Origin of the sequence: Roseateles sp. (genome assembly GCF_046300915.1) — a bacterium.
Taxonomy (GTDB): domain Bacteria; phylum Pseudomonadota; class Gammaproteobacteria; order Burkholderiales; family Burkholderiaceae_C; genus Kinneretia.
Genome location: NZ_JBKCLH010000074.1, coordinates 15,940 through 40,422, shown reverse-complemented (window position 1 = coordinate 40,422; position 24,483 = coordinate 15,940). Strand labels below are relative to the sequence as shown.

Here is a 24,483-nt window from a genome sequence, read left to right as displayed (position 1 = left end):
CTCCGGCGGGCGGCCCATACTGGCCGCCACGCCAGGGAGACGCCGGATGATCGAGACCTTCACGCTGGAGCTGCCCGATAGCGGCAGCGGCCCCATCAGCCTGTCCTGCCGCGCCTGCGGACCGCGCGATGCGCCGCGTCTGGTGCTGCTGCACGGTTTTCCGGAAGGGGCTTTTGTCTGGGACGCGCTGATGCAGCGACTCGCCCCGCGCTGGCGTTGCATCGCACCCAATCTGCGGGGCTATGAGTGCAGCAGCGCGCCCGCGGCGGTGCAGGCCTACCGGGCCCGGCATCTGATGGCCGATATCGCCGGCCTGACACAGGCCACGGGCGAGGGCCCGCTGGAGGCTCTGGTCGCCCATGACTGGGGTGGTGCCGTGGCCTGGAACCTGGCGGCCCAGCAGCCGGCGCTGATGCGCCGCCTGGTGATCCTCAACTCGCCGCATCCGGGCACTTTTCTGCGCGAGCTGCAGCTCAACCCGGCGCAGCGCGAGGCCAGCGCCTATATGAACTTCCTGTGCCGGCCCGATGCCGAGCGCCTGCTGGCCGAGAACGACTATGCGCGTCTGTGGCCCTTCTTTGCTCGCCAGGGTCAGGCGCCAGCCTGGCTGGACGAGGCCCAGCGCCAGCGCTATCGCGAGCTCTGGGGTCAGGGCCTGCAGGGGCCGCTGAACTACTACCGCGCCTCGCCCATGCGCCCGCCCACGGCCGAGGATCCGGGCGCCATGGCCCTGAGCTTTGCGCCCGAGTTCGTGACGGTGAATCTGCCCACCCAGCTGATCTGGGGCCTGGACGATGTGGCCCTGCTGCCCGGCCTGCTGGACGGCTTGGAGCGCTTTGTGCCCCGCCTGCAGCTGCACCGGATACCCGGCGCGGGCCATTGGATCGTCCACGAGCAGCCGGCGCTGGTACACGACTTGATCGAGCTTTTTCTGTCGACGAGCGTGGCTTGAGTGTCCCCAAGCCACGGGATGCTTGGAGGGGTCCGATAGCGGTAGCTGACTCAGGGGCGGCCAATGAAGAGGTAGAACGCGGTGCCGCCTTCGGGTGCGTGACCCAGGCCCAGATAGAGCGGTCCCACACCGGTGTCGGCCCCGATGAACAGGCTCATGGCGTGGCGCAGATCGCTGCCTCGGGCGTCGCGTCGCGAGTTCCAGGCATTGCCTGCTTCAAGTGATCCGCCGATGAACAGGCCGCGCGTCAGCAAGGGCTTCTCGGTCAGGCGCCGGTAGTAGCCAACGCGCGCGAACATCAGGGTGTTGCCCAGCAGCTGCCCGGGCTTGTAGCCTGAGAGTTGCTGGAAGCCACCCAGGGTGTAGGGGCCTTGTATGGAGTTCTCGGGCTGCTTGGCATCAAACAGGCGCAGGTGGGCATTGAAGGTGTTGGGCCCCAGGCTGTAGGCGCCACTCGCCTGGAACTCGATGCGCCGCGAGCGTTCGCGCGGCTGGCCGGCGCTGCGCACATGGCCGTTCAGCGCCTCCACGGTAAAGCGGTAGCCGAACTGAGGGAAGTCGGCAAAGTCCAGCTGGTCGACCACGGTCTTGAAACGCAGACCGCTCTCACGCCACACCACATCGAGTTGTCCGGGCGCCGGCTCGGCCAGTAGCGTGGTGGCCCTGACCCGCCAGGCCTCGCTCACCAGGCCCAACCGCACCTCGCCCCAGCGACCCCAGGGCTGACCCAGGTCCAGGCCAACGGTGCCTGAGGTGCGCGAGAGCTGGGCAAAGCCTTTGGCACTGATCGGGTCGTACAGGCTGATCGTGCGCCGTTCCGCCTTGCCCCAGCTCGACACAAACCAGTCGGCCGAGGTGCCCACCTTCAGGGTCAGGGGCTGATAGATCTCACTGTAGAACCGGGGGGTCTGTCCCAGATTGAGTTGGTTGCGCCACTCCGTGCCCGTGGCGGTGAGCCAGTGGCGGTTGTGGCTGATGCGCAGATTGAAGCTGCTGTCGCCCGAGAAGTCCGTGCTCAGATTCAGGCCGATGCGGAAGTAGTTGGGCCCCCAGGGCTTGTCTTCCATATCAAACACCAGGGTCTCGCCCTCGGCGCGATCCTGGAGGTGATAGTCCACCCGCACATAGTCGCCCGAGGAGGCCAGCAGCCGGGCGTCCCGCTCGGCGCGGGCCGCATCGAATACGGCCCCAGGACGGTTCTCGAGCTGCGCCGCAAGGCGTTCCGGATGGGTATCCCCACTGCCCTCGAAAGCCAGGGCCTTGATGCGGGGCGCCTGGCCACGCTGGTGTGGGCTCTGGTGCTCCATTTGCCACTGTGCATAGGCCTCGGGGCTCAGGGCCAGGTGGCGAAGCCGCTCGACCAGGGCGTGCGCGGCGCGCTCACCCCGCTCAATCAGATCGCGGCTCTTGTCGAAGTCCGCCGAACTGAGCTGGCCCAGGTCGGGGGTGATGAGCACATCGTCTTCCCAGAGGCTGGCCAGCGAGCGCTGGACATTCTGCTCGGTCAGGATGTTGATCATCTGCGAGGTCACACCCACCAAGGAGTTCAGGCTGGATCGCCCCGACAGCGGGGTGCCCACATTGACGGCAATGAGTCGCTGAGCACCCAGGCGTCTGGCCACGTCCACGGGCAGGTTGTTGACCAAGCCCCCGTCGCCGAGGATGCGTTCCTTCCACTCCACCGGTGAGAACAGGCCGGGCACGCTCATGCTGGAGCGCAGCGCCAGGGCCAGGTCGCCGTCGGCGATCACGACCTGTTGCCCACTCTCCATATCGGTGGCCACGGCGCGGAAGGGGATGGGCAGCTGATCGAAGTTCTGTACCTTGCGCACCGGCATGGTGTAGCGGCGCAGCAGCATCTCCAGTCCTCGGGAAGAGAGGGTGCCCTGGGGCACGCGGAACTCGCCGTCTCTCAGGCCCATCTCTACCAACGGCGAAAACTCGAAGTCCTCTTCCTTGCGGCGTTGGGAGAGATGTTGTCGTTCCACCCGGCTGGCGAATATGCGGTCCCATTCCAGGGGTGCAAGCTCGCGTTCCATGGCGCTGGCACTCATGCCGCTGGCGTAAAGCCCCCCGATGATGGCGCCCATGGATGTGCCCGCAATCACATCCACCGGGATGCGCTCGCGCTCGAGAACCTTGAGCACGCCCACATGGGCCAGTCCGCGCGCACCGCCGCCAGACAGCACCAGGCCCAGGCGGGGGCGTTCGCCCGGGAGCGCGGCCGCGCGCGAGCCGGCGAGCTGCGGGGGGTCTGAGGCCAGGGCTTGTTGCGCGCAGACCGGCAGGGCCAGCGCCAGCAGGCAAAGAGCGAAGCGGCGCAACATCAGGCGGGACCCGCGCTGTCCAGGTCCTGCATCAGGGTGCTCATGGCGCGCTGCACGATATCGCCCTCGTCCTCCAGGGCCGTGATCAGGCCATGGCTGAGCAGGTGCTCCAGTGCGCCACGGGTGAGGGAGTGCCGCTCCTCGTCGTCCTGCCCCACAAACAGGAAGTACTGCCGGCTGTCGCTGACCCAGGCCAGCTGAGCCGTGGTCCATTGGCTCTGCACGAAGAGGTGGTACCAGCGGCCTATGCTCAGGCCGGCGATCCATTGGTTGAGGGCCTGGCGCGACGCCGCGGCATCGGCCATGGAATAGAGCCCCACCGGCACCGTGGGCAGGCGGCTGCGATCCACCTCGTCGTGGGCCCAGCGTGAACCCTGCAGGGATTCCCGCTCGCTGAGCAGGGCCTGCAACTGGGCCTCGGGATCCATGGGGGGCACATGCTGCGGCTCCGGCGCCAGCGGCTGCCCTGTCGGGCCCAGCAGCAAGCGGCCGTGCAGATGCATGAGCTCGTCCATCAGGGCCTTGCAGCGCGCTGCCGGCAGGGCAATTGACTCGCAGCCCTGGTTCAGTGCCTGCACCAGCGCCGGCAGCCGCGCCCGCAGGGCCTGGCGCTCCGCCTCGTTGCGCAAGGGGCGCAGGCTCGCCAGCAGGGCATCGACCAGCTCGATGCGGGCCTGGGCCTGCGGCGCGTCGCGTCCGTGTTCCACCATGGCCTGGACAATGACCCGGGTCCAGTCCTTGCGCAGGAATTCGCGCAGCAGGGCGCTGGTGCGAGCTTCGGGGGCTTCAGCCAGCTGGTCACGGATCTGCTCCGCCAGCACGCGCAGCCAGCTCTCGCGCTGGCGCTCCCGCTCCAGGCCAGCCAGCTTGATCGAGCTGCGCTCCCCGCCCTGGCGGGCCTGCTGGCTGATGAAGGCTTCGACGCGGTCCAGCAAGTCCTGGAACTGCGCCGCGCCCGGTCTGGGCTGGGCCGCGACTTCGTCAATGCACGCGTTCATGAAGCGCAGAAAGTCTTGCAGGCGCGGTTCGTCGGCGCGCTCGAAGGCTGCCCCATGGCTACCCACCCGGTTCAGCAGCTTCCAGGTCGGATGATCCTGGCGACGCAGCAGGCTGGGATCGCTGGCGGCCAGGCGGACGACGACCACCTGAAGCCGGGCCAGCAAGGCCTTGACCGGCGGCAGCAGGCGCGGATCGGCCAGGATCTGGTCATAGAGCCGGGTCAGCAGATCGCGTCCGTTGCCCTCGCTGAGGGCTCCCAGCAACTGGGGACGCGAGTTGTAGGCGTCGACGCGACGGGCCAGGCCGTCCAGTGTTGCCGGTTCCGTATGCACGCCTGGCAGGTTTTCGTAGGCCCTGCTGACGCGGCGCAGGCGCTCCTGGTCGGCACTTTGCTGAGACAGGCCGCGGCTGGCGATCAGCGGCGCCAGATCGGCGGCACGCAGCTGGGCACACAGGGTGGTGTAGAGCGGCTGCAGGGCCTTGGCCAGGGGCTGGGCGGCGACGCGCATCACGGCGTAGTGGCCCTCGGCATCCAGTTCGGGCCAACTCAGCGCCTGCTGCAGGGCATGACCGAAGACACCGGGGCGCAGGGGGTTGTCGTCCTTGCGGGCGCGCGCGGTGCCGCGCAAGGCGGCGAAGAAATTGCCCAGCTGGTAGAGCTCGTTGCGGCTGCCGTCTTCCACGGCCTGAATCACCTGGGCCAGGGAAACATCGTGCAGGGCCTGACGCTCGTCCACCAGGCTCAGCTCGTCCAGACCACGAGGTGTGCGGCGTGGCAGGGGATCCTCGCCGCGGGCGCCGGCGGCTAGCAGCGGGGTCAGGGCTTGCTCGAAATGCTCGACGAAGCGAAGGCGATGGCGCTGCCACGGTTCCAGCAGCTGGCGGTGCTGGGGGTTGCCGTTGATGGCCTCATGGATACCGTCCTGCACCTGGCGGGTCAGCATGGGCAGGTGAGCCAGGGCGTCGGCGATCAGGGAGGTCTGAGTGAGGGCGGCTGGCGAGGACATGAACGCGGCTAAGCAGGGGATGGCGAATTATGGTCTGGGCCTGCACAAAAAAAGAAAAGGGGCCGCTTGCGCGGCCCCTTCATTCGAGCGTCTTGAGGTGTCGCTCGGGCGGGACTTACATGTCCATGCCCATGCCGCCCATGCCGCCGGGCATGGCGGGTGCAGCGGCCTCATCCTTCGGGGCCTCGGCAACCATGCACTCGGTGGTCAGCATCAGCGACGCGACGGAGGCGGCGTTCTGCAGGGCGGTGCGGGTGACCTTGGTGGGATCCAGGATGCCCATTTCGATCATGTCGCCATAGGTGTCGTTGGCGGCATTGAAGCCGTAGTTGCCCGAACCGGCCAGCACGGCGTTGACGACGACGGAGGCTTCGCCACCGGCGTTGTAGACGATCTCGCGCAGCGGGGCTTCGATGGCCTTCAGCACCAGCTTGATGCCGGCGTCTTGGTCAGCGTTGTCGCCCTTGATTGCGCCAGCCGCTTGCTTGGCGCGCAGCAGAGCCACGCCACCGCCGGCCACGATGCCTTCTTCAACGGCTGCACGGGTGGCGTGCAGCGCGTCTTCCACGCGGGCCTTCTTTTCCTTCATCTCGACTTCGGTGGCAGCACCAACCTTGATGACGGCCACGCCGCCGGCCAGCTTGGCCACGCGCTCTTGCAGCTTCTCGCGGTCGTAGTCGCTGGTGGCTTCCTCGATCTGGATGCGGATCTGCTTGACGCGGGCTTCGATGTCACCAGCAGCGCCATTGCCGTCGATGATGGTGGTGTTTTCCTTGCCCACTTCGACGCGCTTGGCCTGGCCCAGGTCAGCCAGGGTCACCTTCTCGAGGCTCAGGCCCACTTCTTCAGCGATGACCTTGCCGCCGGTCAGGATGGCGATGTCTTCCAGCATGGCCTTGCGACGGTCGCCGAAGCCCGGAGCCTTGACGGCCACGACCTTCAGGATGCCGCGGATGGTGTTGACCACCAGGGTTGCCAGGGCTTCGCCCTCGACTTCCTCGGCAATGATCAGCAGCGGACGACCGGCCTTGGCCACGGCTTCCAGCGTGGGCAGCAGGTCACGGATGTTGGACACCTTCTTGTCGTACAGCAGCACGAAGGGGTTGTCCAGGATCGCGGCTTGCTTTTCCGGGTTGTTGATGAAGTAGGGCGACAGGTAGCCGCGGTCGAACTGCATGCCTTCGACGACATCCAGCTCGTTGTTCAGGCTCTTGCCGTCTTCAACGGTGATCACGCCTTCCTTGCCGACCTTGTCCATCGCGTTGGCGATGATCTGGCCGACGTCAGCATCGCTGTTGGCCGAGATGGTGCCGACCTGGGCGATTTCCTTGGAGGTGGTGGTGGCCTTGGAAGCCTTCTTCAGCTCGGCGACCAGGGCGTGCACAGCCTTGTCGATGCCGCGCTTCAGGTCCATCGGGTTCATGCCGGCGGCCACGTACTTCATGCCTTCGCGCACGATGGCCTGGGCCAGCACGGTAGCGGTGGTGGTGCCGTCACCGGCGTTGTCGCTGGTCTTGGAAGCGACTTCCTTGACCATCTGGGCGCCCATGTTCTGCAGCTTGTCCTTGAGCTCGATCTCCTTGGCGACCGAGACACCGTCCTTGGTGACGGTGGGGGCGCCGAAGGAGCGCTCCAGCACCACATTGCGGCCCTTGGGGCCCAGGGTGACCTTGACGGCGTTGGCCAGGATGTTCACACCCTCGACCATGCGAGCACGGGCTTCGCCGCCGAAGACAACGTCTTTTGCTGCCATGTCTATTTCTCCGAAATCTGTATCTAGATGAGTGGGGTCTGTGCGGTGTGTCGCTTACTTGGCGACAACGGCGAACAGATCCTCTTCGCGCATCACCAGCAGCTCTTCGCCGTCAACCTTGACGGACTGGCCGCTGTACTTGCCGAACAGGACGCGGTCGCCCACAGCCACGTTCAGGGCCACGAAATCGCCCTTGTCATTGCGCTTGCCGGGACCAACGGCCAGCACTTCGCCCTGGTCGGGCTTCTCGGCGGCGTTGTCGGGGATGACGATGCCGGAAGCGGTCTTGGTTTCGTTTTCCAGGCGCTTAACGATCACGCGATCGTGCAGAGGACGCAGTTTCATCACATCTCCTTGAGATTTCTCGGGGCTGGCGGACCGACCCGGATTTGCACCGGACCCGGCTCGCCATGAATACCGTCCGCAGCCTGCTCACAGGCCTTGGCTCATTCGTTAGCACTCGGCTTGGGTGAGTGCTAGCAGGAGGATTATAGGGGCGAGCCCGCGGCTTTCAAGAGGGGGTCAGCAGCTGCCGGTCCGGCTGGGCGTGCCGCTCTGCCGGCCCGCCCGCTGGTGCAGAAAGGCCCTGGCCAGGCTGGAGTCCGGCTTGAGCCGGCTGCTGATGTAGAGCTCCTTGCGGCGCTCGACCACCTGGGCGCGCAGCTGCATGACCATGGTGGCCAGCGGGTCCAGGCCGCGGGCTTCGGCCTGCTCCACGCTGCGCCAGAGCCGGTACATGCCGGTGCCGCTGAGGGCCCCCAGATAGTCGTTGACCAGGCGCAGACGCTGTTGCACCAGGTCCTCGCAATGAGCCAGCCAGTTGCGCAAGGCCTGGGCCTGACCGCCGCAGACCTTGAGCACATCCTCGCCCGCCGCCACCAGCATGGCCTCCAGGCGCCAGCGCTCGCCGGCCGCGTAGGCGGCGTTCACGGCCATCATCAGCTGTTCGCGCTCACGCCGCTCGGCATCGCTGGCCGCGCGGTCGGGGTGTATGCGCATGGCGGCCCGTCGGTACAGCATCTTGAGCGTGGGTGGCGCCCATTGAGCGATGTCCACGCCCACCGGCACGGGGGGCAGGGCGGTGGCTGGCGGCAGGCCCTCCAGGCGCGCCAGCTGAGCCATGCGGGGCAGCTGGGCCTCGGGCAGCCGGCCGGTAGTGAGGGGGCTGGATTCAGGCAGCCCCAGTTCTATGCCCTGACGAAGCAGGGATCCCAGCAGGGCCTCGGTGCTGCGCTGCAACTGCGCCTCCAGCGCATCCAGTTCCTGGTAGAGCGCGCCCACGGCCGCCTGGTAGCGCCGGGCAAACGCCTGCAGGCCCAGGCGCTGCCGCTCGAAGTCTCGCTCTTGCTCCGCCAGATAGCGCCGCAGATCCTGAAGCGCTGCATGGCGGCGTTCCAGGTCATGGCGGGTGATGAGCGGGCCGTTCATGCTGCGGATTCTGCACGCAATCCCTCGGGTCCAAGGGGCCGATGGGGCTAATCCTGCGCGGCCTCATGGCGGGCCGCTTCCAGCATACGAACCACGAGGGGGTGGTGCATGCCACGCCGCGAGCGGATGGCGTGGATCTCTTCATGCAGACCGTCGCTGCATCCCAGCAGCTTGAGTCCGCGCATGCTGGCCAGATCTGCGGCCCCCAGGGCCGTCACCGGGAACACCCCCATACCCTGGGCGGCAAACAGGCTCAGCAGGGCGCTGTCCTCAAACTCGCCCACGATGCGGGGTTGTATATCGCGGGCTTCAAGCCAGCGGTCAATGCGCGCGCGCAGCGCGGCATGCGAGGTGGGCAGCAGCAGGGGCAGGCGACCCAGACAGGCCGGGAAGTCCTCGACATGGGCGCGGTTGACCAGGGCCGTGGGGCCGTACCAGTCCACACGCGAGACCATCAGGCGCTCGCTGCTCAGCCGCAGATTGGAGTTCGGCGTGGGCGCTTGGCAGGCCAGCACCACATCCAGCCGGTGCATCGCCAGCTCGCTGAGCAGTTGCTCCACCTCGCCTTCATGGCAGACCAGGCGCAGCGATGGCGTGTTCAGCACGGGCTGCAGCAGGCGATGCGCAGCCAGCTTGGACAGGCCATCCGACATGCCCACCGCCAGACGTACAAACTGACCCGAGGCCGCCGCCGACGCCTCTTCGGGAATCAGGGCACCCAGCTGGAAGATTTCCTCCGCCCGGGTCAGCACGGCCTGTCCGGCTTCGGTCACACCCACGCCGCGGCCCACCGGCTTGAGCAGTTGGTGGCCCAGGTCCTGCTCCAGCGCCTTGACCTGGGCACTGATGGTCTGGATGGCCATGTCCAGGCGCTCGGCCGCGCGGGCAAAGCCACCCTCCTTGGCCACGACCCAGAAGTAGTAGAGATGGCGGTAGTTGAGCATGACTGAGTGGATCGAGCCTGGCAGTGCTGCCCTGGGCTCGGAAGAGGCTGCGTCACCGCATCATAGGGGGCTGTCAGCGGTCGAAGCGTTCAGGCGTGGCCGCGCCCAGGGAGGGGGCTTGCCATGCATAGCGGGGGCTCAGCACATCCCGCTCAGCATCGCGGCCCTGCCATTGCAGCCCGAGCAGCTCGGCCAGTGTCCAGGCGGCCCAGTCGGCCCGGAAGGGGCGCTCAGCCGCCGCCTGATCAAAGGATGGCGTCTGGCGCCACAGCAGGGCGGGAATGCGGTAGCCGGCCTGCGTCGAGGGGCTGTGACCCGCATGCGTGATGCTGTGACCCACCTCCTGGCCGTGGTCGGAGAGGAACATCCAGGCGGCATGCCCCCGGGGGGCGGCGAGGCCGCGGGTCAAGCGCAGGGTCTCGGCCACGACGCCGTCGTGGTAGTGCAGTGCAGCGTCGTAGTCCTGGCGCAACTCGCGCAGCCAGAGAGGGCGATCCTGGATCTGCATCTGCTGGTACACCTCGTCCTTGGCATGCTCGAAGACATGATCCCGATCGGGCAGCTGCGGGCTGCGCAGGCGGTAATGCGGGTGGGCGCCGAGCAAATGCACGACGATGAATTTGCGCTGAGTGCTTGCATCCTCCAAGGCCCTGCGCAGGCCGCTGATCAGTTCGCTGTCCAGCGAGGCGCTGGCGCGTCCCGGCTGGCGGTTGATCATCTCCTGCTCGTGGGCCAGCTGGGCGTGTTGCTGATCCACCGCCAGATCGTCGTGGTTACTCATCCACCAGATCTTGTAGCCCGCAGTCCGCGCCAGCGCCAGCAGGTGCTGGGTGTTCCCGACGGGGTCATGAGGCGCTCGCTCGCCAAAGCTGAAGATGCCGCTCAGCGAGGCCAAGGTTCCTGGCTCCACCGACCAGGCATGCCGCAGCTGCAGCAGCTGCGGGCCGAGTTCGGTCTTCAGCGCCTGGAGCTTGGGGGTGGTGGCGCGCTCATAGCCATAGAGGCTCATATTGTCGCGATTGACGCTGTCGGTTAGCACCAGGACCACCGTGGATGGCCCGTTCAGTTGCACGACCGGCTTGGCGGCGTGGGCATTGGCGAGCAGCAGCTCCCGCTGCGCCTGCTGATCACGCCAGCTCTGGCGAAGCTCGCCAATCTGCATCACCCAGCTGGGCCAGAACAGCAGGGGATGGTGGCGGCGCCATGGCTTGCTGAGATAGCCCAGCAGGCACAGCAGCAGCACGCTCAGCAGCAGCCAGCGACCGGCGCGCCTTGTCATGAGAGGGCTGGCTGTCGATGCCATGCTGAGCAAGGCATGGCGACGCAGGACGAGCGGCAGCAGCAGCAGGGCCGGCAGAAGAAGGGCCAGCGAGGGCAGCAGGCCGAGTCCCAGGCTGCTCAGGTATTCCACGACTTCGCGCGGCGTGGTATTGGCGCTTGCCGTGATGACCAGTGCGCCGTCCGGGGCCGCCTGGTACTGCCGCAGCAGGAAGGCGCGTACCAGTGCGTCACAGGCAAAGCTGAACAGTGTGAGTCCCGCCAGCCAGGCGCGCAGCATGATCCAGTGGCGCTGGCGCAGTGGCCAGAGCAGCCACAGCAGGCTGGGCAGGCCCAGGGCCAGCATTTGCAGGCTGCGGCGCCCTTCGTGGCCCAGCAGCACAAGGCCGAGCAGGCTCAGGATCAGCAGCAGAGCCAGGTGCCCAGGGCTTTGCCAGAGCCGAGCCGGTATTTGCAGGAGTGTGGACATGACAAGGGCAGCAAAAGGCGGCCGGGAGTCTATGCCACGCCGGTGGAGCGCGCCGGCCCGGGGGCTTGCATGGCCGCGCGCCCGATGGGGAGGCGCCTGCTGCCGACGCGCCTGGCGACGCCTTTTGCGTGCCTTGTCAGCTTCTGGTCTTGAGGCCCAGGGCCTTCCAACCCTCCAGCCCCAGCTTCTCCAGGGTCTGGATATTGGCCTCGTAGATGCTGTCGGTGTCCTCCATGGTCTCCACCGCACGCTCGATGCTGGACTCGCGCAGCAGATGCAGGGTGGGGTAGGGGGAGCGGTTGCTGTAGTTGCTGATGTCCTCGAGCTCGGTGCCCTCGAACTGGTAGTCCGGATGGAAGGAGGCGACCTGCAGCAGACCGTCCAGCTCCAGGTCTTCCACCAGGGCGTCGGCGGCGCCGAGGAAGTCATTGAAATCCAGAAAGTCGTCCAGCACCTGCGGATGGATCAGCAGCGTGGTCTCGATCTCCTCGGGGTCGCTGCGGCGCAACAACAGCAGCTCGTGCGCCAGCTCCTTGAGCAGGGCCTCGGGCGTGGCGGCCTCGCTCACCACATAGCGCAGGCGCTGGTTCACATGCACGCTCTTGGCGAAGGGGCAGAGGTTCAGACCGATCACGGCTTTCTCCAGCCACAGCTGGGTTTCGGCCTGCACCTGGTCGGCAGTTGGGAGCTTGGAAGTGTGTTCACTCATATGCCAAGCCTAGCAGGCCGCCCGCGCGTGTTGCCGGCCAGGCATTGTGTGCAGGTCTTTGCTGCGCAGCACAATATCTCGAGGTCTGGCGCCGAGACGGTGCTCAACTGGGGTATGGTCGGGGATTGTCAAACCGAGAAAGCTCTTTATGGCCAAGCCGAACTACCAGTTCGAGAAGCGACAGCGAGAGCTCGCCAAGAAGAAGAAGAAGGACGAGAAGGCCCAGCGCAAGTCGGCCGCCTCGCCCATGGACGGCCAGCCCCTGCCGCCCTCCGGCCCGCCGGCCGCGAACGAGGCCGTGATCAGCGACTAGACGCCAGGCCGATCAGTGCCTGACGGGCCGCGACTGCGGCCTGTTCCACCAGCTGCTGCTTCCAGTCCTCGCGATCCACATAGAAAGCATCGCGAATCTGGCGCTTGATCGTGGCAGCGAGTTCGGCCGGCGCCTCCGGATGGGCCTCCAGCCAATGGTCGGCACGCAGCGCATCGACCACCTGGGACCAGGGCACGGTGCCGTACTCCAGGGCAATGCCCGTGTAGGTGGCCGAGGGACAGGCCTCGTGGATGGCATTCCACATCAGGCCCTGCAGCGGGGCGGAGCTGGAGCTGCCGTCGTAGATGGAGGTCACTTCCGGCCCCCACCACTGGCGGGCGCGGGCAATGGACGCCGCGTCGTCGCGGCCGGCCCAGATGCGCTCGCCATGACCGCAAGGACCCAGGCCCGTGTGCAGGTCGATCCAGGCGATGTGCTGCGCATCCCGGCCCTGCTCGGCCAGCACATGGCGCAGGGTCACATTGCTCCAGGTTGGGGCATGGCCACCGTAGAACAAGCCCAGCTCATGCGTGTACTGACCGCTGCTCACGGCGGTCTGCAGGCCACGCTCACCGTGGCGGTCGGCGTAGTCGCGCAGCACCGCCTCGTCGGCCGGGCTGGGCGGCCAGTGGGCCGGCAGCAGGGCGGACGCGATCTCTTCATAGCCCGGGTTGGCCGGCAGGGCCGCATGGTGGGCGAAATCGTGGAAATTGCGGTTGAGATCCACCCCCTCCTGGGTCACGCGCCGCCAGAAGGAAAAGCCATGCGGGTTGAGCGCGTGGATATAGAGCACGGCCAGATCGGGCAGGGCTTGCAGCGTTTCGTGCCACATCGGGTCGCGCAGCAGGGCCGTCTGGATGCCCGAGCCGCAAAAGCCCTCCACGCCATGACAGGCGCTGCTGATGATGAGCAGGCGCCGGGCATCGCGCGGTCCCTGGCGCAGCACATCCATGGCCAGTCGCTCGCCATCCCGCCCCAGCAGCGGATGCCAGTGCGCCTCGACATCCAGTCGGGCGGCCTCGGCCGCGGCAAGGAACTTCTGGCGCGCTTCGGCATAGCTCTGCGCGAAATGGGCGGCGGCGCTCATCTCAGGGCTTGGGCGAGTTGAGCCAGGTCTCGGCCATGCGCACCCACATGGAGCCGCCCAGGGGAATCAGCTCGTCATTGAAGTCGTAGCTGGGGTTGTGCAGCATGCAGGGCCCCATGCCGTGGCCGCCCTCGCGGTGGCTGCCATCGCCATTGCCGATCAGGAAGTAGCAGCCGGGCTTCTCCAGCAGGTAGTAGCTGAAGTCCTCGGCGCCCATGGTGGGCTCGAACTCATGCACGTTCTGCGCACCCACCATATCGCCGAGCACCGAGCGCACGAACTCGGTCTCCTTGGGATGGTTGGTGGTGGGCGGGTAGTTGCGGCTGAACTCGAACTCCACCGTGGCCTCGAAGGCCTGGGCCGTGGCCTCGGCGATTTGCCGCATGCGGCGCTCGATCAGGTCCAGCACCTCGATCGTGAAGGTGCGCACCGTGCCCTGGATCTCGCAGCTGTCGGGCACCACATTGGTGGCCTCGCCGGTATGGATCATGGTGACCGAGATCACGCCGGCATCGATGGGGCGCTTGTTGCGGGTGATGATGGTCTGGAAGGCCTGCACCATCTGGCAGGCCACGGGCACCGGGTCGATGCCGTTGTGGGGCAGGGCGGCGTGCGAGCCCTTGCCGCGGATGGTGATCTTGAATTCGTTGCTGGACGCAAAGACCGGGCCGCTCTTCACCGCGAACTGGCCGGCCGCCATGCCGGGCCAGTTGTGGGCGCCGAACATGGCCTCCATGGGGAACTTCTCAAAGAGGCCGTCCTTGATCATCTCGCGGGCGCCGCCGCCGCCTTCTTCAGCGGGCTGGAAGACCAGGTAGACGGTGCCGTCGAAGTTGCGGTGCTTGGCCAGATGCTTGGCAGCAGCCAGCAGCATGGCGGTGTGGCCGTCATGACCGCAGGCGTGCATCTTGCCCGGGTGCTTGCTGGCGTGGGCGAAGTGGTTGTGCTCGGTCATGGGCAGGGCGTCGATGTCGGCGCGCAGACCCACGGCGCGATCCGAGGTGCCGTTCTTGACGATGCCCACCACCCCGGTCTTGCCCAGGCCGCGATGCACGGGAATACCCCATTCGGTGAGCGCACGGGCGATCAGATCAGCGGTGCGTTCTTCCTCGAAACACAGCTCCGGATGGGCGTGGATGTCGCGTCGCAGGGTGGCGATGCTGGGGGCATCGGCCAGGATGGAATCGATCAACTTCATGGCGGCACTCCGGAAAAAGAGCGGCCCGCGCAGGGCAGCGGGCCGCCGTTCGTCTTGAGTTTACCCGTGGGGTTGTGGCGCTGCAGGCGCCGCCGCGGGGTCGCAACGCCTTAGCGCCGGACCTTGCCGTCCCCCGTCAGCATCGACAGCTCGACAAAGCTGGACGCCTCGCGGCGGCCGGGCGCGAATCGCACCGTGAAGCCGCCCGCGTTGTAGTTGCCCATGGACTCCAGGGCGTTGACCAAGCCGTCCCGGCTGGGCTTGGCCATGCGGCGCAAGCCCTCGCACAGCACCTTGGCGGCCAGATAGCCCTCGATGCTGGTGTAGTTGGGCTTGAGCGTGCCGCCCGCACGCTGCAGGGCGGCCTGGTATTCGGCCACCACGCCGGTGGCGTTGCCGAAGGGGTAGGGCATGACCTGGCTGATCACCACGCCCGAGGCCTCCTTGCCCAGCTCGTCCGACAAGGCCTGCGTGCCGACGAAGGAAACGTTGTAGAACACGCCGCCATAACCGGCCTTGCGGGCCTCGCGGATGAAGGCCGCGCAGCTCTTGTAGGCGCTGACCAAGACGATGCCATCGGGCTGGGCGGCTACCAGGGTCTTGACGGCGGCCGCTACGTTCACGCTGTTGCGCTCCACCGTGGCCACGCCCTGGGGCGCCAGCTTGCGGGCCAGCAGCGCTTTCTGCACGCCGTCCAGGCCGGCACGGCCGTAGGCGTCGTTCTGATGGAAAACGGCAATCTTGTTCAGCCCCAGCTGGGTCATCTGCTTGACGATCAGGGCGGTCTCGTCGTCATAGGATGCGCGCAGATGGAAGACCCAGCGATTGCCCGGTTCCCGCAGCGCCTCGGCACCGGTGAGCGGTGCAAAGAAGGGCAGTCTGTGCTGGTTGACCAGGGGCAGGGCGGCCAGGGAGGTGGGCGTGCCCACATAGCCGAACAGGGCCAGCACATCCTCGGCGATGAACTTCTCGGTATTGGCCTTGCAGCGATCGGGCTCGTAGCCGTCGTCCAGGGTCTGCAACTCGACGGGCAGGCCGTTGATGCCGCCAGCGGCATTGACACCGTCGAAGAAGAGCTTGGCACCCGCCTGCATCTGCAGGCCCAGTTGGGCGGCCGGGCCGGTGAGCGGGCAGGACTGGCCCAGCACGATGCGGCGCCGCTCCTGGGCCTGCGCCCACAAGGGGGCCAGGGCCAGGCTGGCGAGGGCGCTAAGGCTTTGTCGACGACGCAAGTGAACTCTCCGGATGGCAAGCAATAATGGCTTGAATTGTGCTCGCCACCCCCGTGTTTCGCCTTGCCGCAGGGTCGGCAAGCCGGCTCTGCGTCGGGCACCCTATGCAATAGTTCACGCATGAATCCTGCTGTTACCGTCGCCACCCGCATCGTCAAAGGTGCTTGCCCCCACGATTGCCCGGATACCTGCGCCCTGCGCATCACGGTGGAAGGGGAGCGGGTGATCAAGGTCCAGGGCCAGGCCGACCACCCCAGCACGCATGGTGCGCTGTGCACCAAGGTTTCGCGCTACCCGGAGCGCACCTACCACCCCGAGCGCCTGCTGCAGCCCCTGAAGCGCATCAGCGCCAAGACCGAGGCGCCGCGCTTCGTGCCGGTGAGCTGGGATGAGGCCCTGGACGACATTGCCGCGCGCCTGAGGGCGATTGCGGCGCGCAATCCCGAGGCCATCCTGCCCTACAGCTATGCCGGCACCATGGGCCTGCTGCAGGGCGAGGGCATGGCGGCGCGCTTTTTCAACAAGCTGGGCGCCTCGCGGCTTGAGCGCACCATCTGCGCCTCGGCCGGCGCCGCAGCCCTGAACGCCACCTACGGCAACCGCGTGGGCATGCACCTGCCCTTCTTCGCGGAGAGCCGGCTCATCCTGATCTGGGGCAGCAACTCGATTGCCTCCAATCTGCATTTCTGGACCTATGCCAACAAGGCCAAGCGCGAGGGCGCCAAGCTGATCTGCATCGACCCGCGCAAGACCGAGACCGCGGACAAATGCCATCAGCACATTGCCCTGCTGCCCGGCACCGACGGTGCCCTGGCCCTGGGCCTGATGCACGAGCTGATCCAGCACGACTGGCTGGACCATGACTATCTCGGCCGCCATGTGGAAGGCTGGGAGGAGCTGCGCGTCAAGGCCTTGGCCTGGCCGCCCGAGCGCGTGGCCGAGGTTTGCGGCATCAGCGCGGACGAGGTGCGCGGCCTGGCGCGCGACTATGGTCAGCGCAATGCCCTTGAGGCGCCCGCCGCCATCCGCCTGAACTACGGCATGCAGCGCGTGCGCGGCGGCGGCAATGCGGTGCGCCTGATTGCCCTGCTGCCCTGCCTGACCGGCGCCTGGCGCCACCGCGCGGGCGGCCTGCTGCTCTCCAGCTCCGGCTGGTTCGCGGCCTACAAGAACACCGCCGCCCTGGACCGACCCGAGCTGCTGGCCGGCCGCCAGCCGCGCAGCATCAATATGAGCACCATCGGTGACGATCTGCTGCGCGAGAGCAGCGCGGACTTCGGCCCTCAGGTCGAGGCCCTGATCGTCTACAACAGCAATCCGGTGGCGGTGGCGCCGGAGTCGCCCAAGGTGGTCAGGGGCTTCCAACGCGCCGACCTCTTCACCGTGGTGCTGGAGCACTTCATGACCGACACGGCCGATCTGGCCGACTATGTGCTGCCCGCCACCACCCAGCTGGAGCATCTGGATGTGCACACCAGCTACGGCCACACCGATGTGCTGATCAACCACCCGGCCGTGGCCCCCCTGGGCGAGGCCAAGCCCAATACCCAGATCTTCCGCGAGCTGGCCGCCCGCATGGGCTTTACCGAGCCCTGCTTCGCCGAGAGCGACGAGCAGCTGGCCCGCCAGGCCTTCACGGCCGAGATCGATTTCGAGGCCCTGGCCGCGCAGGGCTGGCAGAGCCTGCCGCTGAAAGAAGCGCCCTTTGCCGAGGGCGGCTTCTTTACGCCCAGCGGCAAGGCCCAGGCCGGCGGGGCCGACCATGTGCCCAATTACGAGAGCGCCCAGTCCGCGCCCGAGCTGGCACGGCGCTTTCCGCTGGCCATGATCTCGCCGCCGGCACGCAACTTCCTCAACAGCAGCTTCGTCAACGTCAAGAGCCTGCGGGATATCGAGGGCGAGCCCCTGCTGGAGATTCATGCCGACGATGCCGCGGCGCGTGGCCGGGCCGATGGCGGCCTTGTGCGCGTGTTCAACGAGCGCGGCAGCTACCACTGCACGGCCCGCATCAGCGAGCGCGCGCGGCCCGGTGTGGTCAATGGCCTGGGTATCTGGTGGCGCAAGCTGGGGCCGCGCGGCAGCAATGTCAATGAGGTGACCCACCAGCGCCTCACCGATCTGGGCCAGGCGCCCAGCTTCTACGACTGCCTGGTCGAGGTGGAGCCCGCCGGCGCATGAAGCGGGCCTCGCGGGCCGGGTTGGCCGGGCTGACCGCGCTGGTCGGGTTGGTGGCCCTGCTGCTCTCGGGCTGCGCCCAGATCGGCTATCTGGGCCAGGCGGCCTCGGGCCATCTGCGCCTGGTGGGCGCGGCCCAGCCGGTGGAGCGCCTGCTGCAGGACCCGGCCCTGGCGCCCGAGCTGCGTGAGCGCCTGCGCCTGAGCCAGCGCATCCGCGACTTCGCCTCGCGCGAGCTGGCCCTGCCGGACAACGCCAGCTACCGCCGCTATGCGGACCTGGGGCGCGGCGCGGCGGTCTGGAATGTGGTGGCCGCGCCCGAGCTGGGCCTGCAGCTCAAGACCTGGTGCTACCCGGTGATGGGCTGCGCGGGCTACCGCGGTTTTTTTGACCGGGCCGAGGCCGAGGCTTTTGCCGCGGCCTTGCGGCGCGACGAGGGCCTGGACGTGCTGGTCTACGGCGTGCCGGCCTATTCCACCCTGGGCTGGAGCTGGCTGTTTGGCGGCGACCCGCTGCTCAATACCTTCATCCACTATCCCGAGGGCGAGCTGGCAGGCCTGGTCTTCCACGAGCTGGCCCACCAGGTGGCCTATGCGGCGGACGACACCGAGTTCAACGAGGCCTTCGCCACGGCCGTGGAGCGTCTGGGCGTGCAGGCCTGGCTGGCGGCCGAGGGCGATGCCGCGGCGCGCGAACAGTACCGCCGCAGCCAGGAGCGGCGCGAGCGCTTTCGGACCCTCACCCAGGACTACCGCGCCCGGCTCCAGACCCTGTACGCGGGGCCGCTGGACGAGGTCGCCAAGCGCGCGGCCAAGGCCGAGCTCTTTGCCCGGCTGCGGGCCGAGCCCGAGCTGCAGCCCGCCTATGCCGGCTGGCTGGCCGGCGCCAACAATGCCAGCCTGGCCATCCAGGCGGCCTATCTGGGCCTGGTGCCGGACTTCGAGGGCTTGTTCGAGCGCTGCGGGCGCGACTGGCCGCGTTTTTACGCCGAGGTCCGGCGTCTGGCAGACTTGCCCAAGGCGCAGCGCCGCCAACAACTCAGCACAAGGAGCAGCCCCTGATGGCCGATATCAAGATTCACCGCGAGCATGATCTGGGCCTGTCGCGCGCCCGCGAGATTGCCTGGGCCTGGGCCGAGCAGGCCGAGTCCAAGTTCGACATGGCCTGCACGGTGCTGGAGGGCAAGACCAGCGACACGGTGGAGTTTGTGCGCTCGGGGGTCAAGGGCCAGCTGATCGTGGCGCCCGATCACTTTGAGTTGAACGCCAAGCTGGGCCTGCTGCTGGGCGCCTTCAAGGGCCAGATCGAGCGCGAGATCGAGGGCGCGCTGGACGCGCTGCTGACGGCCGAGCCGGCCAAGAAGAAAGCCGCTGGCAAGAAGAGCAAGGCGGGCTAAGCGCCCGCCTTGATTGGGTACTGATTACTTCAGTGATTCGATCAGGTCGATGTACTGCTGCATCGCCTCTTCGCTGCTGGTGCCCTTGAGACCGGCCCAGGCGTCGTACTTGGCGCGGCCCACCATGTCGGTGAAGCCCGGGCGCGAGCCCTCGACGTCGCCGCTGCTGGCCTGTTTGAAGAGCGCGTAGATCTTCAGCAGGGTCATATTGTCCGGACGCTCCGGCAGGTTCTTGGAATCGGCAACGGCGGCTTCGAATTGGTCCTTGAGGCTCATCATGTCTCCCGGGGGATGGGCTTGGTGTTGATCGGTATGGACGGCGGCGATGTTACCCAGCATTGTCTGGGGGCGGTACTCTAGAAGACCACGCGAGATGCAGAACAAGGAGACAGGTTTGGCAGCACAGCTCGAACGCATGTCACGGGTGGACACCGCCTGGCTGCGCATGGACACCGAAGCCAATCTGATGATGATCGTCGGGGTCTGGGTGATGCGGCCCCGCCTCTCGCTGGCCGCCTTGCGCGAGCGGGTGGAAGCGCGCTTGCTGCAGTACACCCGCTTTCGCCAGAAGGTGGTGGAAGACGCTCTGGGCGCGCAGTGGGTGGAGGACGAGGACTTCGACATCGGCCGCCATCTGCAGGCCGAAATCCTGCTGCCCCTGCGCGGGCAGTCGGCCGAGTCCGCCCTGCAGGCCCGCGTGGGCGAGCTGGCCGCCACGCCGCTGGATGCGGCCCACCCCCTGTGGCAGATCCAGCTGGTGGAGGACTACGAGGCGGGCAGCAGCGCCCTGATCGTGCGCATCCATCACTGCATTGCCGATGGCATTGCCCTGATCTCGGTGATGCTGTCCATCACCGACGGCGGCAAGGCGCCGCCGCGGCGCCAGCAGCAGCCCCAGGACGACCATGACTGGTTGAGCGACGCCCTGCTGCGCCCCTTGAGCAATGCCAGCATCAAGGCCATACGCCTGGCCGGCGCCGGCGCGGGCCTGGGGCTGCAGACCCTGGTGAACCCGCCGGACCCGCTGGATGGTTCCCTGGAGGTGGCACGCATGGGCTATCAGGCGGTGAGCGATATCGCCGCCTTTGCCCTGATGCCCGACGACTCGCACACCTCGCTCAAGGGCAAGCCCGGCAAGCGCAAGCAGGTGGCCTGGGCCGAGCTGCTGCCTCTGGACGCCGTCAAGGCGGTGGGCAAGGGCCTGGGCGCCTCGGTCAACGACGTGCTGCTGTCCTGCGTGGCCGGCGCCCTGGGGCGCTATCTGAGCGAGCGGGGTGAGGACCCTGCGGGCAAGGAGATCCGGGTCATGGTGCCCGTGAATCTGCGCTCGCAGGAGAAGGCGCACCAGCTGGGCAACCAGTTCGGTCTGGTGCCCCTGGTGCTGCCGATCGGCATTGCCAATCCGGTGGAGCGGCTTTATGCGGTCAAGGCGCGCATGCAGGAGCTCAAGGGCAGCTTCCAGCCGGTGCTGGCCTTTGGCCTGCTCTCGGTGGCGGGGCTGCTGATCAAGCCGGTGCAGCACGCCATGCTCAATATCTTTGCCCGCAAGGCCACGGCGGTGATGACCAATGTGCCGGGCCCGGCCCAGCCGCTGGAGTTCTGCGGCTCGACCGTGGAACGGGTGATGTTCTGGGTGCCCCAGTCCGGCGATATCGGTCTGGGCGTCTCGGTGCTGACCTATGCGGGCCAGGTGCAGTTCGGCCTGATTGCCGATGCCCAGCTCTGCCCCGACCCGGCGGCCGTGGTGCGCGGCTTTGCCCCCGAGTTCAACACCCTGCTGACCCTCACCCTGATGCTGCCTTGGGGCGAGGACTGACCGAGCCCGGCCCTTTTCTTTAGTCTTCCAGCTCTTCCCGCGCCAGCGCCACGTCCAGGTATTCCATGGCGTCCATGGGCTGGCAGGCCGCGGCGTCGGCATACAGGGCCTCGGCCTCCTTGAGGCGCTTGTCGCCCTCCAGCATGACCAGGCCGTTGGCGCGCTCGATCATGGCGATGGCGCTGCCCGGGTTGAGCTTGAGCGCCTGTTCGAACATCTTGAGGCCGGTGGCGGTGTCGGCGCCCTGGGTCTTGCCCAGCAGCTTGCCCACCTTGTCGATCACCTCGGCGTGGAAGGCGCCCAGGGCGATATGGGCGTCGGCATGCTTGGGTGCGAGCTGGATGGTGCTTTCCAGCGCGGTCTTGACCTTGCTGCCCAGGCCCTGGGCCAGGGCCTTGGCCACGCTGATGCCCTGGCCGTAGCGGCCGATGGCATAGGCCTGCCAGTACCAGGCGTTGGCGTTCTTGGGGTCCTCGGCCTGCTGGGCCTCGGCCCGCTCGGCCACGGCCAGGAACATTTCCAGCTTGGTCTTTTCCTTCTTTTCCAGGTAGTTGGCGTAGATGGCCTGGGCCTTGTTGGCCACGGTGATGCCGGCCGGTCCGGCGGCCAGGCCGGCTTCGTGCGCCAACTGGAACTCGCCGGCATGGAAGTGGATCCAGGCCTGCTGCACCGCCGTGTCCTTGGGCCAGGGCTCGGCATCGCCGGCATGCAGACGGGCCCAGTGCTTCTTCAGCGAGGCGGCGTCGTAGCGGAAGGCGCTGTTGTCGTAGGGGAAGGCGGTCCACTTGGCCATGCTGTCTGTCTCCTTGTCGGGCCGTGAGGGCAGGGTGTCTATGGGCTTAGCGGTACTTCTCGGCCAGGCCCAGCAGATGCTCGCGTGAACCCGGCTCCAGATAGGGCAGCAGCAGGCTCAGCACATGAAAGGCGCCGCGCATGAGAGCCGCACCGGCGCGGTCGGGTTCCAGGGCGTGACGCGGGTCGCGCACATATTCATAACTCAGCCAGTAGCTCTGCAAGACCACCATGGAGTCGGCCAGGGGACCGGCCTCGCGTGGGTCCAGGCGCGGGATGGCCCCACCCAGCTGCAGGCCCGAGAGCAGGGCGCGCATGGCCTGACCCTTGCGCTCCAGCAGTTCCTTGAAGTGGGTTTCCAGCTTGCGGTTCTTGCTGAGCAGATCGTTGAGGTCGCGGTAGAGAAAGCGGTGCTTCCAGACCAGCTCGATGAGCATGTGCAGAAAGAGCCAGGCGTCCTCCACATGCCGCACATTGTCCGAGGCACCCAGCAGCTGATTGAGCTCGCGCTCATAGGCCCCGAACAGGGCGTTGATCAGCTCGTCCTTGGCCGGATAGTGGTAGTAGAGATTGCCGGGGCTGATGTTCAGCTCGGCCGAGATCAGCGTGGTCGAGACATTGGGTTCGCCGAAGCGATTGAACAGATCCAGCGTGACTTCGAGGATGCGCTCGGCGGTACGGCGCGGTTTCTTGACGACCATGGGCGCCGATTCTGGCATCAAGCGCCGGGGCTTCCCAGCCTGCGGAGGCCGGGAGCCGTCTTTTTGTTGTGATCTGTGCTCATCCTCAAGCGTGTTGGCGCAAGAAAGAGGCAGATCAGCGCGAGCTGTCTTGAACAGCGCCTAAAAGGCCTGTTTCGGCAGCCGGTGGTCGGCCTCCCTACAATCCGCCGCCATCATGCCCATGTCTTCCCCGCAGTCCGGCACGCCGGCCATCTCCTTCCAGAACGTCAGCAAGACCTACCGGGGCGGCTCGGTGCGCGCGCTGGACGGTGTGTCCTTTGACATCCAGCCCGGCGAATTCTTCGGCCTGCTGGGCCCCAATGGCGCGGGCAAGACCAGCCTGATCTCCATCCTGGCCGGCCTGTCCCAGGCCAGCGGCGGCAGCGTCAAGGTGATGGGCCACGATGTGGTGGCCGACTATGCCGCCGCCCGCCGCGCCCTGGGCATCGTGCCGCAGGAGCTGGTGTTCGATCCCTTCTTCAGCGTGCGCGAGGCCCTGGAGATCCAGAGCGGCTATTTTGGCGTCAAGGGCAATGGCGCCTGGATCGATGAGCTGCTGGAGAACCTGGGCCTGGCTGACAAGGCGAAAGCCAATATGCGCCAGCTCTCGGGCGGCATGAAGCGCCGGGTGCTGGTGGCCCAGGCCCTGGTTCACCGCCCGCCGGTCATCGTGCTGGACGAACCCACCGCGGGCGTGGATGTGGAGCTGCGCCAGACGCTCTGGGCCTTTATCGCGCGCCTGAACCGCGAGGGCCACACGGTGCTGCTGACCACGCACTATCTGGAAGAGGCCGAGGCCCTGTGCCACCGCATCGCCATGCTCAAGCTCGGCCGTGTCGTGGCGCTGGACCGCACCAGCGATCTGCTCTCGGGCCGCGCCTCCACCATGCTGCGCTTCAAGACCGATGCGGCCCTGCCGCCGGCGCTGGCCGCGCAGTCGCGCGTGACCGGCCGCATCGTGCAGATCAAGGCGCATGACGCCGCCGAGGTGGAGACCATGCTGGCTACGCTGCGCGCCGCCCAGGTGCCGGTGGAAGACCTGGAGATCGGCCGCGCCGATCTGGAAGACGTGTTTCTCGAAATCATGAATGGCGCAGAACAAGGAGTGGGTGCATGAGCGCCATCAAGCTGCAGGGTGCCCGGACGCTGTTCTACAAGGAAGTGCTGCGTTTCTGGAAGGTGAGCTTCCAGACCGTGGCCGCGCCGGTGCTCACCGCCGTGCTCTATCTGCTGATCTTCGGCCATGTGCTGGAAGACCATGTGAAGGTCTATGACGCGGTGGGCTACACCAGTTTCCTGATCCCGGGCCTGGTGATGATGAGCGTGCTGCAGAACAGCTTTGCCAACAGCTCGTCCAGCCTGATCCAGAGCAAGATCACCGGCAATCTGGTCTTTCTGCTGGTCACGCCGCTCTCGCACTGGGCCTGGTTCATGGCCTATGTGGGCGCCTCGGTGGTGCGCGGCCTGGCCGTGGGCACGGGCGTGTTCCTGGTCACGGTGTGGTTTGCGCCGCCCAGCTTTGCCGAGCCCTGGTGGATCCTGGTGTTCGCGGCCCTGGGCGCGGGCATGCTGGGGGCGCTGGGCCTGATCGCCGGCCTCTGGGCCGAGAAGTTCGACCAGATGGCGGCCTTCCAGAACTTCATCATCATGCCCATGACCTTTTTGTCGGGCGTGTTCTATTCCATCAAGTCGCTGCCGCCCTTCTGGCAGGGCATCAGCCATCTGAACCCCTTCTTCTACATGATCGACGGCTTCCGTCGGGGCTTCTTCGGCATCAGCGATGTCTCGCCCTGGCTGAGCCTGACCATCGTGGGCACGGCCTTTGTGGTGGTCTCGGCCATTGCGCTGGAGCTGCTGCGAAGGGGCTACAAAATCCGCGGCTAAAC

General features: G+C 67.0%; 22 protein-coding genes. 8 read left to right on the top strand and 14 right to left on the bottom strand.

The window, feature by feature from the left end; translation table 11 throughout:
• The first annotated feature begins 46 nt into the window (after positions 1-46).
• Complete coding sequence (locus tag ACK5F2_RS05570; protein ID WP_409863371.1) at positions 47-952, top strand: alpha/beta fold hydrolase; 906 nt, start codon at positions 47-49, stop codon at positions 950-952.
• 50 nt (positions 953-1,002) lie between these two features.
• Here ACK5F2_RS05570 and ACK5F2_RS05565 read toward each other — a convergent pair whose 3' ends face one another.
• The 8 genes from ACK5F2_RS05565 to ACK5F2_RS05530 form a co-directional block, all read right to left on the bottom strand.
• Entirely contained in the window at positions 1,003-3,279 is a 2,277-nt protein-coding gene (locus tag ACK5F2_RS05565; RefSeq protein ID WP_409863370.1) for a patatin-like phospholipase family protein, read from the bottom strand.
• Positions 3,279-5,285 carry a DUF1631 family protein gene (locus ACK5F2_RS05560; protein ID WP_409863369.1) on the bottom strand — a complete coding sequence of 669 codons (2,007 nt, stop codon included), beginning with the start codon at positions 5,283-5,285 and terminating at the stop codon, positions 3,279-3,281. Before ACK5F2_RS05560 ends, ACK5F2_RS05565 begins: the two co-directional genes overlap by 1 nt.
• 115 nt (positions 5,286-5,400) lie before the next feature.
• On the bottom strand, positions 5,401-7,038 hold the full coding sequence (gene groL / locus ACK5F2_RS05555; protein ID WP_409863368.1) for a chaperonin GroEL: 1,638 nt from the start codon (positions 7,036-7,038) through the stop codon (positions 5,401-5,403).
• A 54-nt stretch (positions 7,039-7,092) separates the two neighbouring features.
• A complete protein-coding gene (gene groES, locus ACK5F2_RS05550; RefSeq protein WP_133603442.1) occupies positions 7,093-7,383 on the bottom strand; it encodes a co-chaperone GroES in 291 nt (96 codons plus the stop codon).
• Positions 7,384-7,560: 177 nt separating this feature from the next.
• Positions 7,561-8,466, bottom strand: coding sequence for a hypothetical protein (locus tag ACK5F2_RS05545; RefSeq protein WP_409863367.1), 906 nt, complete (start codon positions 8,464-8,466; stop codon positions 7,561-7,563).
• A gap of 47 nt (positions 8,467-8,513) precedes the next feature.
• The gene (locus ACK5F2_RS05540; RefSeq protein WP_409863366.1) at positions 8,514-9,410 is read right to left on the bottom strand and encodes a LysR family transcriptional regulator; all 897 of its coding nucleotides are present in this window, start codon (positions 9,408-9,410) and stop codon (positions 8,514-8,516) included.
• Positions 9,411-9,483: 73 nt separating this feature from the next.
• Positions 9,484-11,157 (bottom strand): phosphoethanolamine transferase, encoded by a 1,674-nt coding sequence (locus tag ACK5F2_RS05535; protein ID WP_409863365.1) that lies wholly within the window; start codon positions 11,155-11,157, stop codon positions 9,484-9,486.
• A gap of 136 nt (positions 11,158-11,293) precedes the next feature.
• A complete protein-coding gene (locus tag ACK5F2_RS05530) occupies positions 11,294-11,866 on the bottom strand; it encodes a DUF1415 domain-containing protein (protein WP_409863364.1) in 573 nt (190 codons plus the stop codon).
• Positions 11,867-12,014: 148 nt separating this feature from the next.
• On the opposite strand from ACK5F2_RS05530, the gene ACK5F2_RS05525 reads away from it, so the two are divergent.
• Positions 12,015-12,179, top strand: coding sequence for a hypothetical protein (locus ACK5F2_RS05525; protein ID WP_162849478.1), 165 nt, complete (start codon positions 12,015-12,017; stop codon positions 12,177-12,179).
• On the opposite strand, the gene ACK5F2_RS05520 is transcribed toward ACK5F2_RS05525, so the two are convergent.
• From ACK5F2_RS05520 to ACK5F2_RS05510, 3 genes are all read right to left on the bottom strand, one after another.
• The gene (locus ACK5F2_RS05520; protein ID WP_409863362.1) at positions 12,169-13,266 is read right to left on the bottom strand and encodes a M14 family metallopeptidase; all 1,098 of its coding nucleotides are present in this window, start codon (positions 13,264-13,266) and stop codon (positions 12,169-12,171) included. The two genes, ACK5F2_RS05525 and ACK5F2_RS05520, sit on opposite strands and share 11 nt — an antisense overlap.
• A 1-nt stretch (position 13,267) precedes the next feature.
• Positions 13,268-14,464: a M20 aminoacylase family protein gene (locus ACK5F2_RS05515; protein WP_409863360.1), complete on the bottom strand. Its 1,197-nt coding sequence runs from the start codon at positions 14,462-14,464 to the stop codon at positions 13,268-13,270.
• 110 nt (positions 14,465-14,574) lie between these two features.
• A complete protein-coding gene (locus tag ACK5F2_RS05510) occupies positions 14,575-15,696 on the bottom strand; it encodes an ABC transporter substrate-binding protein (protein WP_409863358.1) in 1,122 nt (373 codons plus the stop codon).
• 120 nt (positions 15,697-15,816) lie between these two features.
• Here ACK5F2_RS05510 and ACK5F2_RS05505 point away from each other — a divergent pair, with 120 nt between their 5' ends.
• Genes ACK5F2_RS05505 through ACK5F2_RS05495 form a run of 3 tightly spaced genes read left to right on the top strand, consistent with a single transcriptional unit; the run spans position 15,817 to position 19,267 of the window.
• A complete protein-coding gene (locus tag ACK5F2_RS05505; protein ID WP_409863357.1) occupies positions 15,817-17,874 on the top strand; it encodes a molybdopterin-dependent oxidoreductase in 2,058 nt (685 codons plus the stop codon).
• Complete coding sequence (locus ACK5F2_RS05500) at positions 17,871-18,932, top strand: aminopeptidase (RefSeq protein ID WP_409863356.1); 1,062 nt, start codon at positions 17,871-17,873, stop codon at positions 18,930-18,932. Before ACK5F2_RS05505 ends, ACK5F2_RS05500 begins: the two co-directional genes overlap by 4 nt.
• Entirely contained in the window at positions 18,932-19,267 is a 336-nt protein-coding gene (locus ACK5F2_RS05495; RefSeq protein ID WP_409863355.1) for a polyhydroxyalkanoic acid system family protein, read from the top strand. Before ACK5F2_RS05500 ends, ACK5F2_RS05495 begins: the two co-directional genes overlap by 1 nt.
• Positions 19,268-19,291: 24 nt before the next feature.
• Here ACK5F2_RS05495 and ACK5F2_RS05490 read toward each other — a convergent pair whose 3' ends face one another.
• A complete protein-coding gene (locus ACK5F2_RS05490; protein ID WP_133603349.1) occupies positions 19,292-19,543 on the bottom strand; it encodes an acyl-CoA-binding protein in 252 nt (83 codons plus the stop codon).
• A 97-nt stretch (positions 19,544-19,640) separates the two neighbouring features.
• On the opposite strand from ACK5F2_RS05490, the gene ACK5F2_RS05485 reads away from it, so the two are divergent.
• Entirely contained in the window at positions 19,641-21,083 is a 1,443-nt protein-coding gene (locus tag ACK5F2_RS05485) for a wax ester/triacylglycerol synthase family O-acyltransferase (RefSeq protein ID WP_409863354.1), read from the top strand.
• Positions 21,084-21,102: 19 nt separating this feature from the next.
• Here ACK5F2_RS05485 and ACK5F2_RS05480 read toward each other — a convergent pair whose 3' ends face one another.
• Together ACK5F2_RS05480 and ACK5F2_RS05475 are read right to left on the bottom strand one after the other, a co-directional pair.
• Complete coding sequence (locus ACK5F2_RS05480; protein ID WP_409863352.1) at positions 21,103-21,876, bottom strand: hypothetical protein; 774 nt, start codon at positions 21,874-21,876, stop codon at positions 21,103-21,105.
• 46 nt (positions 21,877-21,922) lie between these two features.
• Positions 21,923-22,576, bottom strand: coding sequence for a TetR/AcrR family transcriptional regulator (locus ACK5F2_RS05475; protein WP_133603347.1), 654 nt, complete (start codon positions 22,574-22,576; stop codon positions 21,923-21,925).
• 196 nt (positions 22,577-22,772) lie between these two features.
• Between ACK5F2_RS05475 and ACK5F2_RS05470 the strand changes: the two genes are divergently transcribed.
• Entirely contained in the window at positions 22,773-23,714 is a 942-nt protein-coding gene (locus tag ACK5F2_RS05470; protein ID WP_409863350.1) for an ABC transporter ATP-binding protein, read from the top strand.
• The gene (locus ACK5F2_RS05465) at positions 23,711-24,481 is read left to right on the top strand and encodes an ABC transporter permease (RefSeq protein WP_409863349.1); all 771 of its coding nucleotides are present in this window, start codon (positions 23,711-23,713) and stop codon (positions 24,479-24,481) included. The genes ACK5F2_RS05470 and ACK5F2_RS05465 overlap by 4 nt, the downstream gene beginning before the upstream one ends.
• Positions 24,482-24,483: the final 2 nt, after the last annotated feature.

What these genes read in the sequence shown, in the direction of transcription:
- ACK5F2_RS05570 (WP_409863371.1), top strand. Translation starts at nt 47, where the DNA reads ATGATCGAGACCTTCACGCTGGAGCTGCCCGATAGCGGCAGCGGCCCC.
- ACK5F2_RS05565 (WP_409863370.1), bottom strand. Translation starts at nt 3,279, where the DNA reads ATGTTGCGCCGCTTCGCTCTTTGCCTGCTGGCGCTGGCCCTGCCGGTC.
- ACK5F2_RS05560 (WP_409863369.1), bottom strand. Translation starts at nt 5,285, where the DNA reads ATGTCCTCGCCAGCCGCCCTCACTCAGACCTCCCTGATCGCCGACGCC.
- groL (WP_409863368.1), bottom strand. Translation starts at nt 7,038, where the DNA reads ATGGCAGCAAAAGACGTTGTCTTCGGCGGCGAAGCCCGTGCTCGCATG.
- groES (WP_133603442.1), bottom strand. Translation starts at nt 7,383, where the DNA reads ATGAAACTGCGTCCTCTGCACGATCGCGTGATCGTTAAGCGCCTGGAA.
- ACK5F2_RS05545 (WP_409863367.1), bottom strand. Translation starts at nt 8,466, where the DNA reads ATGAACGGCCCGCTCATCACCCGCCATGACCTGGAACGCCGCCATGCA.
- ACK5F2_RS05540 (WP_409863366.1), bottom strand. Translation starts at nt 9,410, where the DNA reads ATGCTCAACTACCGCCATCTCTACTACTTCTGGGTCGTGGCCAAGGAG.
- ACK5F2_RS05535 (WP_409863365.1), bottom strand. Translation starts at nt 11,157, where the DNA reads ATGTCCACACTCCTGCAAATACCGGCTCGGCTCTGGCAAAGCCCTGGG.
- ACK5F2_RS05530 (WP_409863364.1), bottom strand. Translation starts at nt 11,866, where the DNA reads ATGAGTGAACACACTTCCAAGCTCCCAACTGCCGACCAGGTGCAGGCC.
- ACK5F2_RS05525 (WP_162849478.1), top strand. Translation starts at nt 12,015, where the DNA reads ATGGCCAAGCCGAACTACCAGTTCGAGAAGCGACAGCGAGAGCTCGCC.
- ACK5F2_RS05520 (WP_409863362.1), bottom strand. Translation starts at nt 13,266, where the DNA reads ATGAGCGCCGCCGCCCATTTCGCGCAGAGCTATGCCGAAGCGCGCCAG.
- ACK5F2_RS05515 (WP_409863360.1), bottom strand. Translation starts at nt 14,464, where the DNA reads ATGAAGTTGATCGATTCCATCCTGGCCGATGCCCCCAGCATCGCCACC.
- ACK5F2_RS05505 (WP_409863357.1), top strand. Translation starts at nt 15,817, where the DNA reads ATGAATCCTGCTGTTACCGTCGCCACCCGCATCGTCAAAGGTGCTTGC.
- ACK5F2_RS05500 (WP_409863356.1), top strand. Translation starts at nt 17,871, where the DNA reads ATGAAGCGGGCCTCGCGGGCCGGGTTGGCCGGGCTGACCGCGCTGGTC.
- ACK5F2_RS05495 (WP_409863355.1), top strand. Translation starts at nt 18,932, where the DNA reads ATGGCCGATATCAAGATTCACCGCGAGCATGATCTGGGCCTGTCGCGC.
- ACK5F2_RS05490 (WP_133603349.1), bottom strand. Translation starts at nt 19,543, where the DNA reads ATGAGCCTCAAGGACCAATTCGAAGCCGCCGTTGCCGATTCCAAGAAC.
- ACK5F2_RS05485 (WP_409863354.1), top strand. Translation starts at nt 19,641, where the DNA reads ATGCAGAACAAGGAGACAGGTTTGGCAGCACAGCTCGAACGCATGTCA.
- ACK5F2_RS05480 (WP_409863352.1), bottom strand. Translation starts at nt 21,876, where the DNA reads ATGGCCAAGTGGACCGCCTTCCCCTACGACAACAGCGCCTTCCGCTAC.
- ACK5F2_RS05475 (WP_133603347.1), bottom strand. Translation starts at nt 22,576, where the DNA reads ATGGTCGTCAAGAAACCGCGCCGTACCGCCGAGCGCATCCTCGAAGTC.
- ACK5F2_RS05470 (WP_409863350.1), top strand. Translation starts at nt 22,773, where the DNA reads ATGCCCATGTCTTCCCCGCAGTCCGGCACGCCGGCCATCTCCTTCCAG.
- ACK5F2_RS05465 (WP_409863349.1), top strand. Translation starts at nt 23,711, where the DNA reads ATGAGCGCCATCAAGCTGCAGGGTGCCCGGACGCTGTTCTACAAGGAA.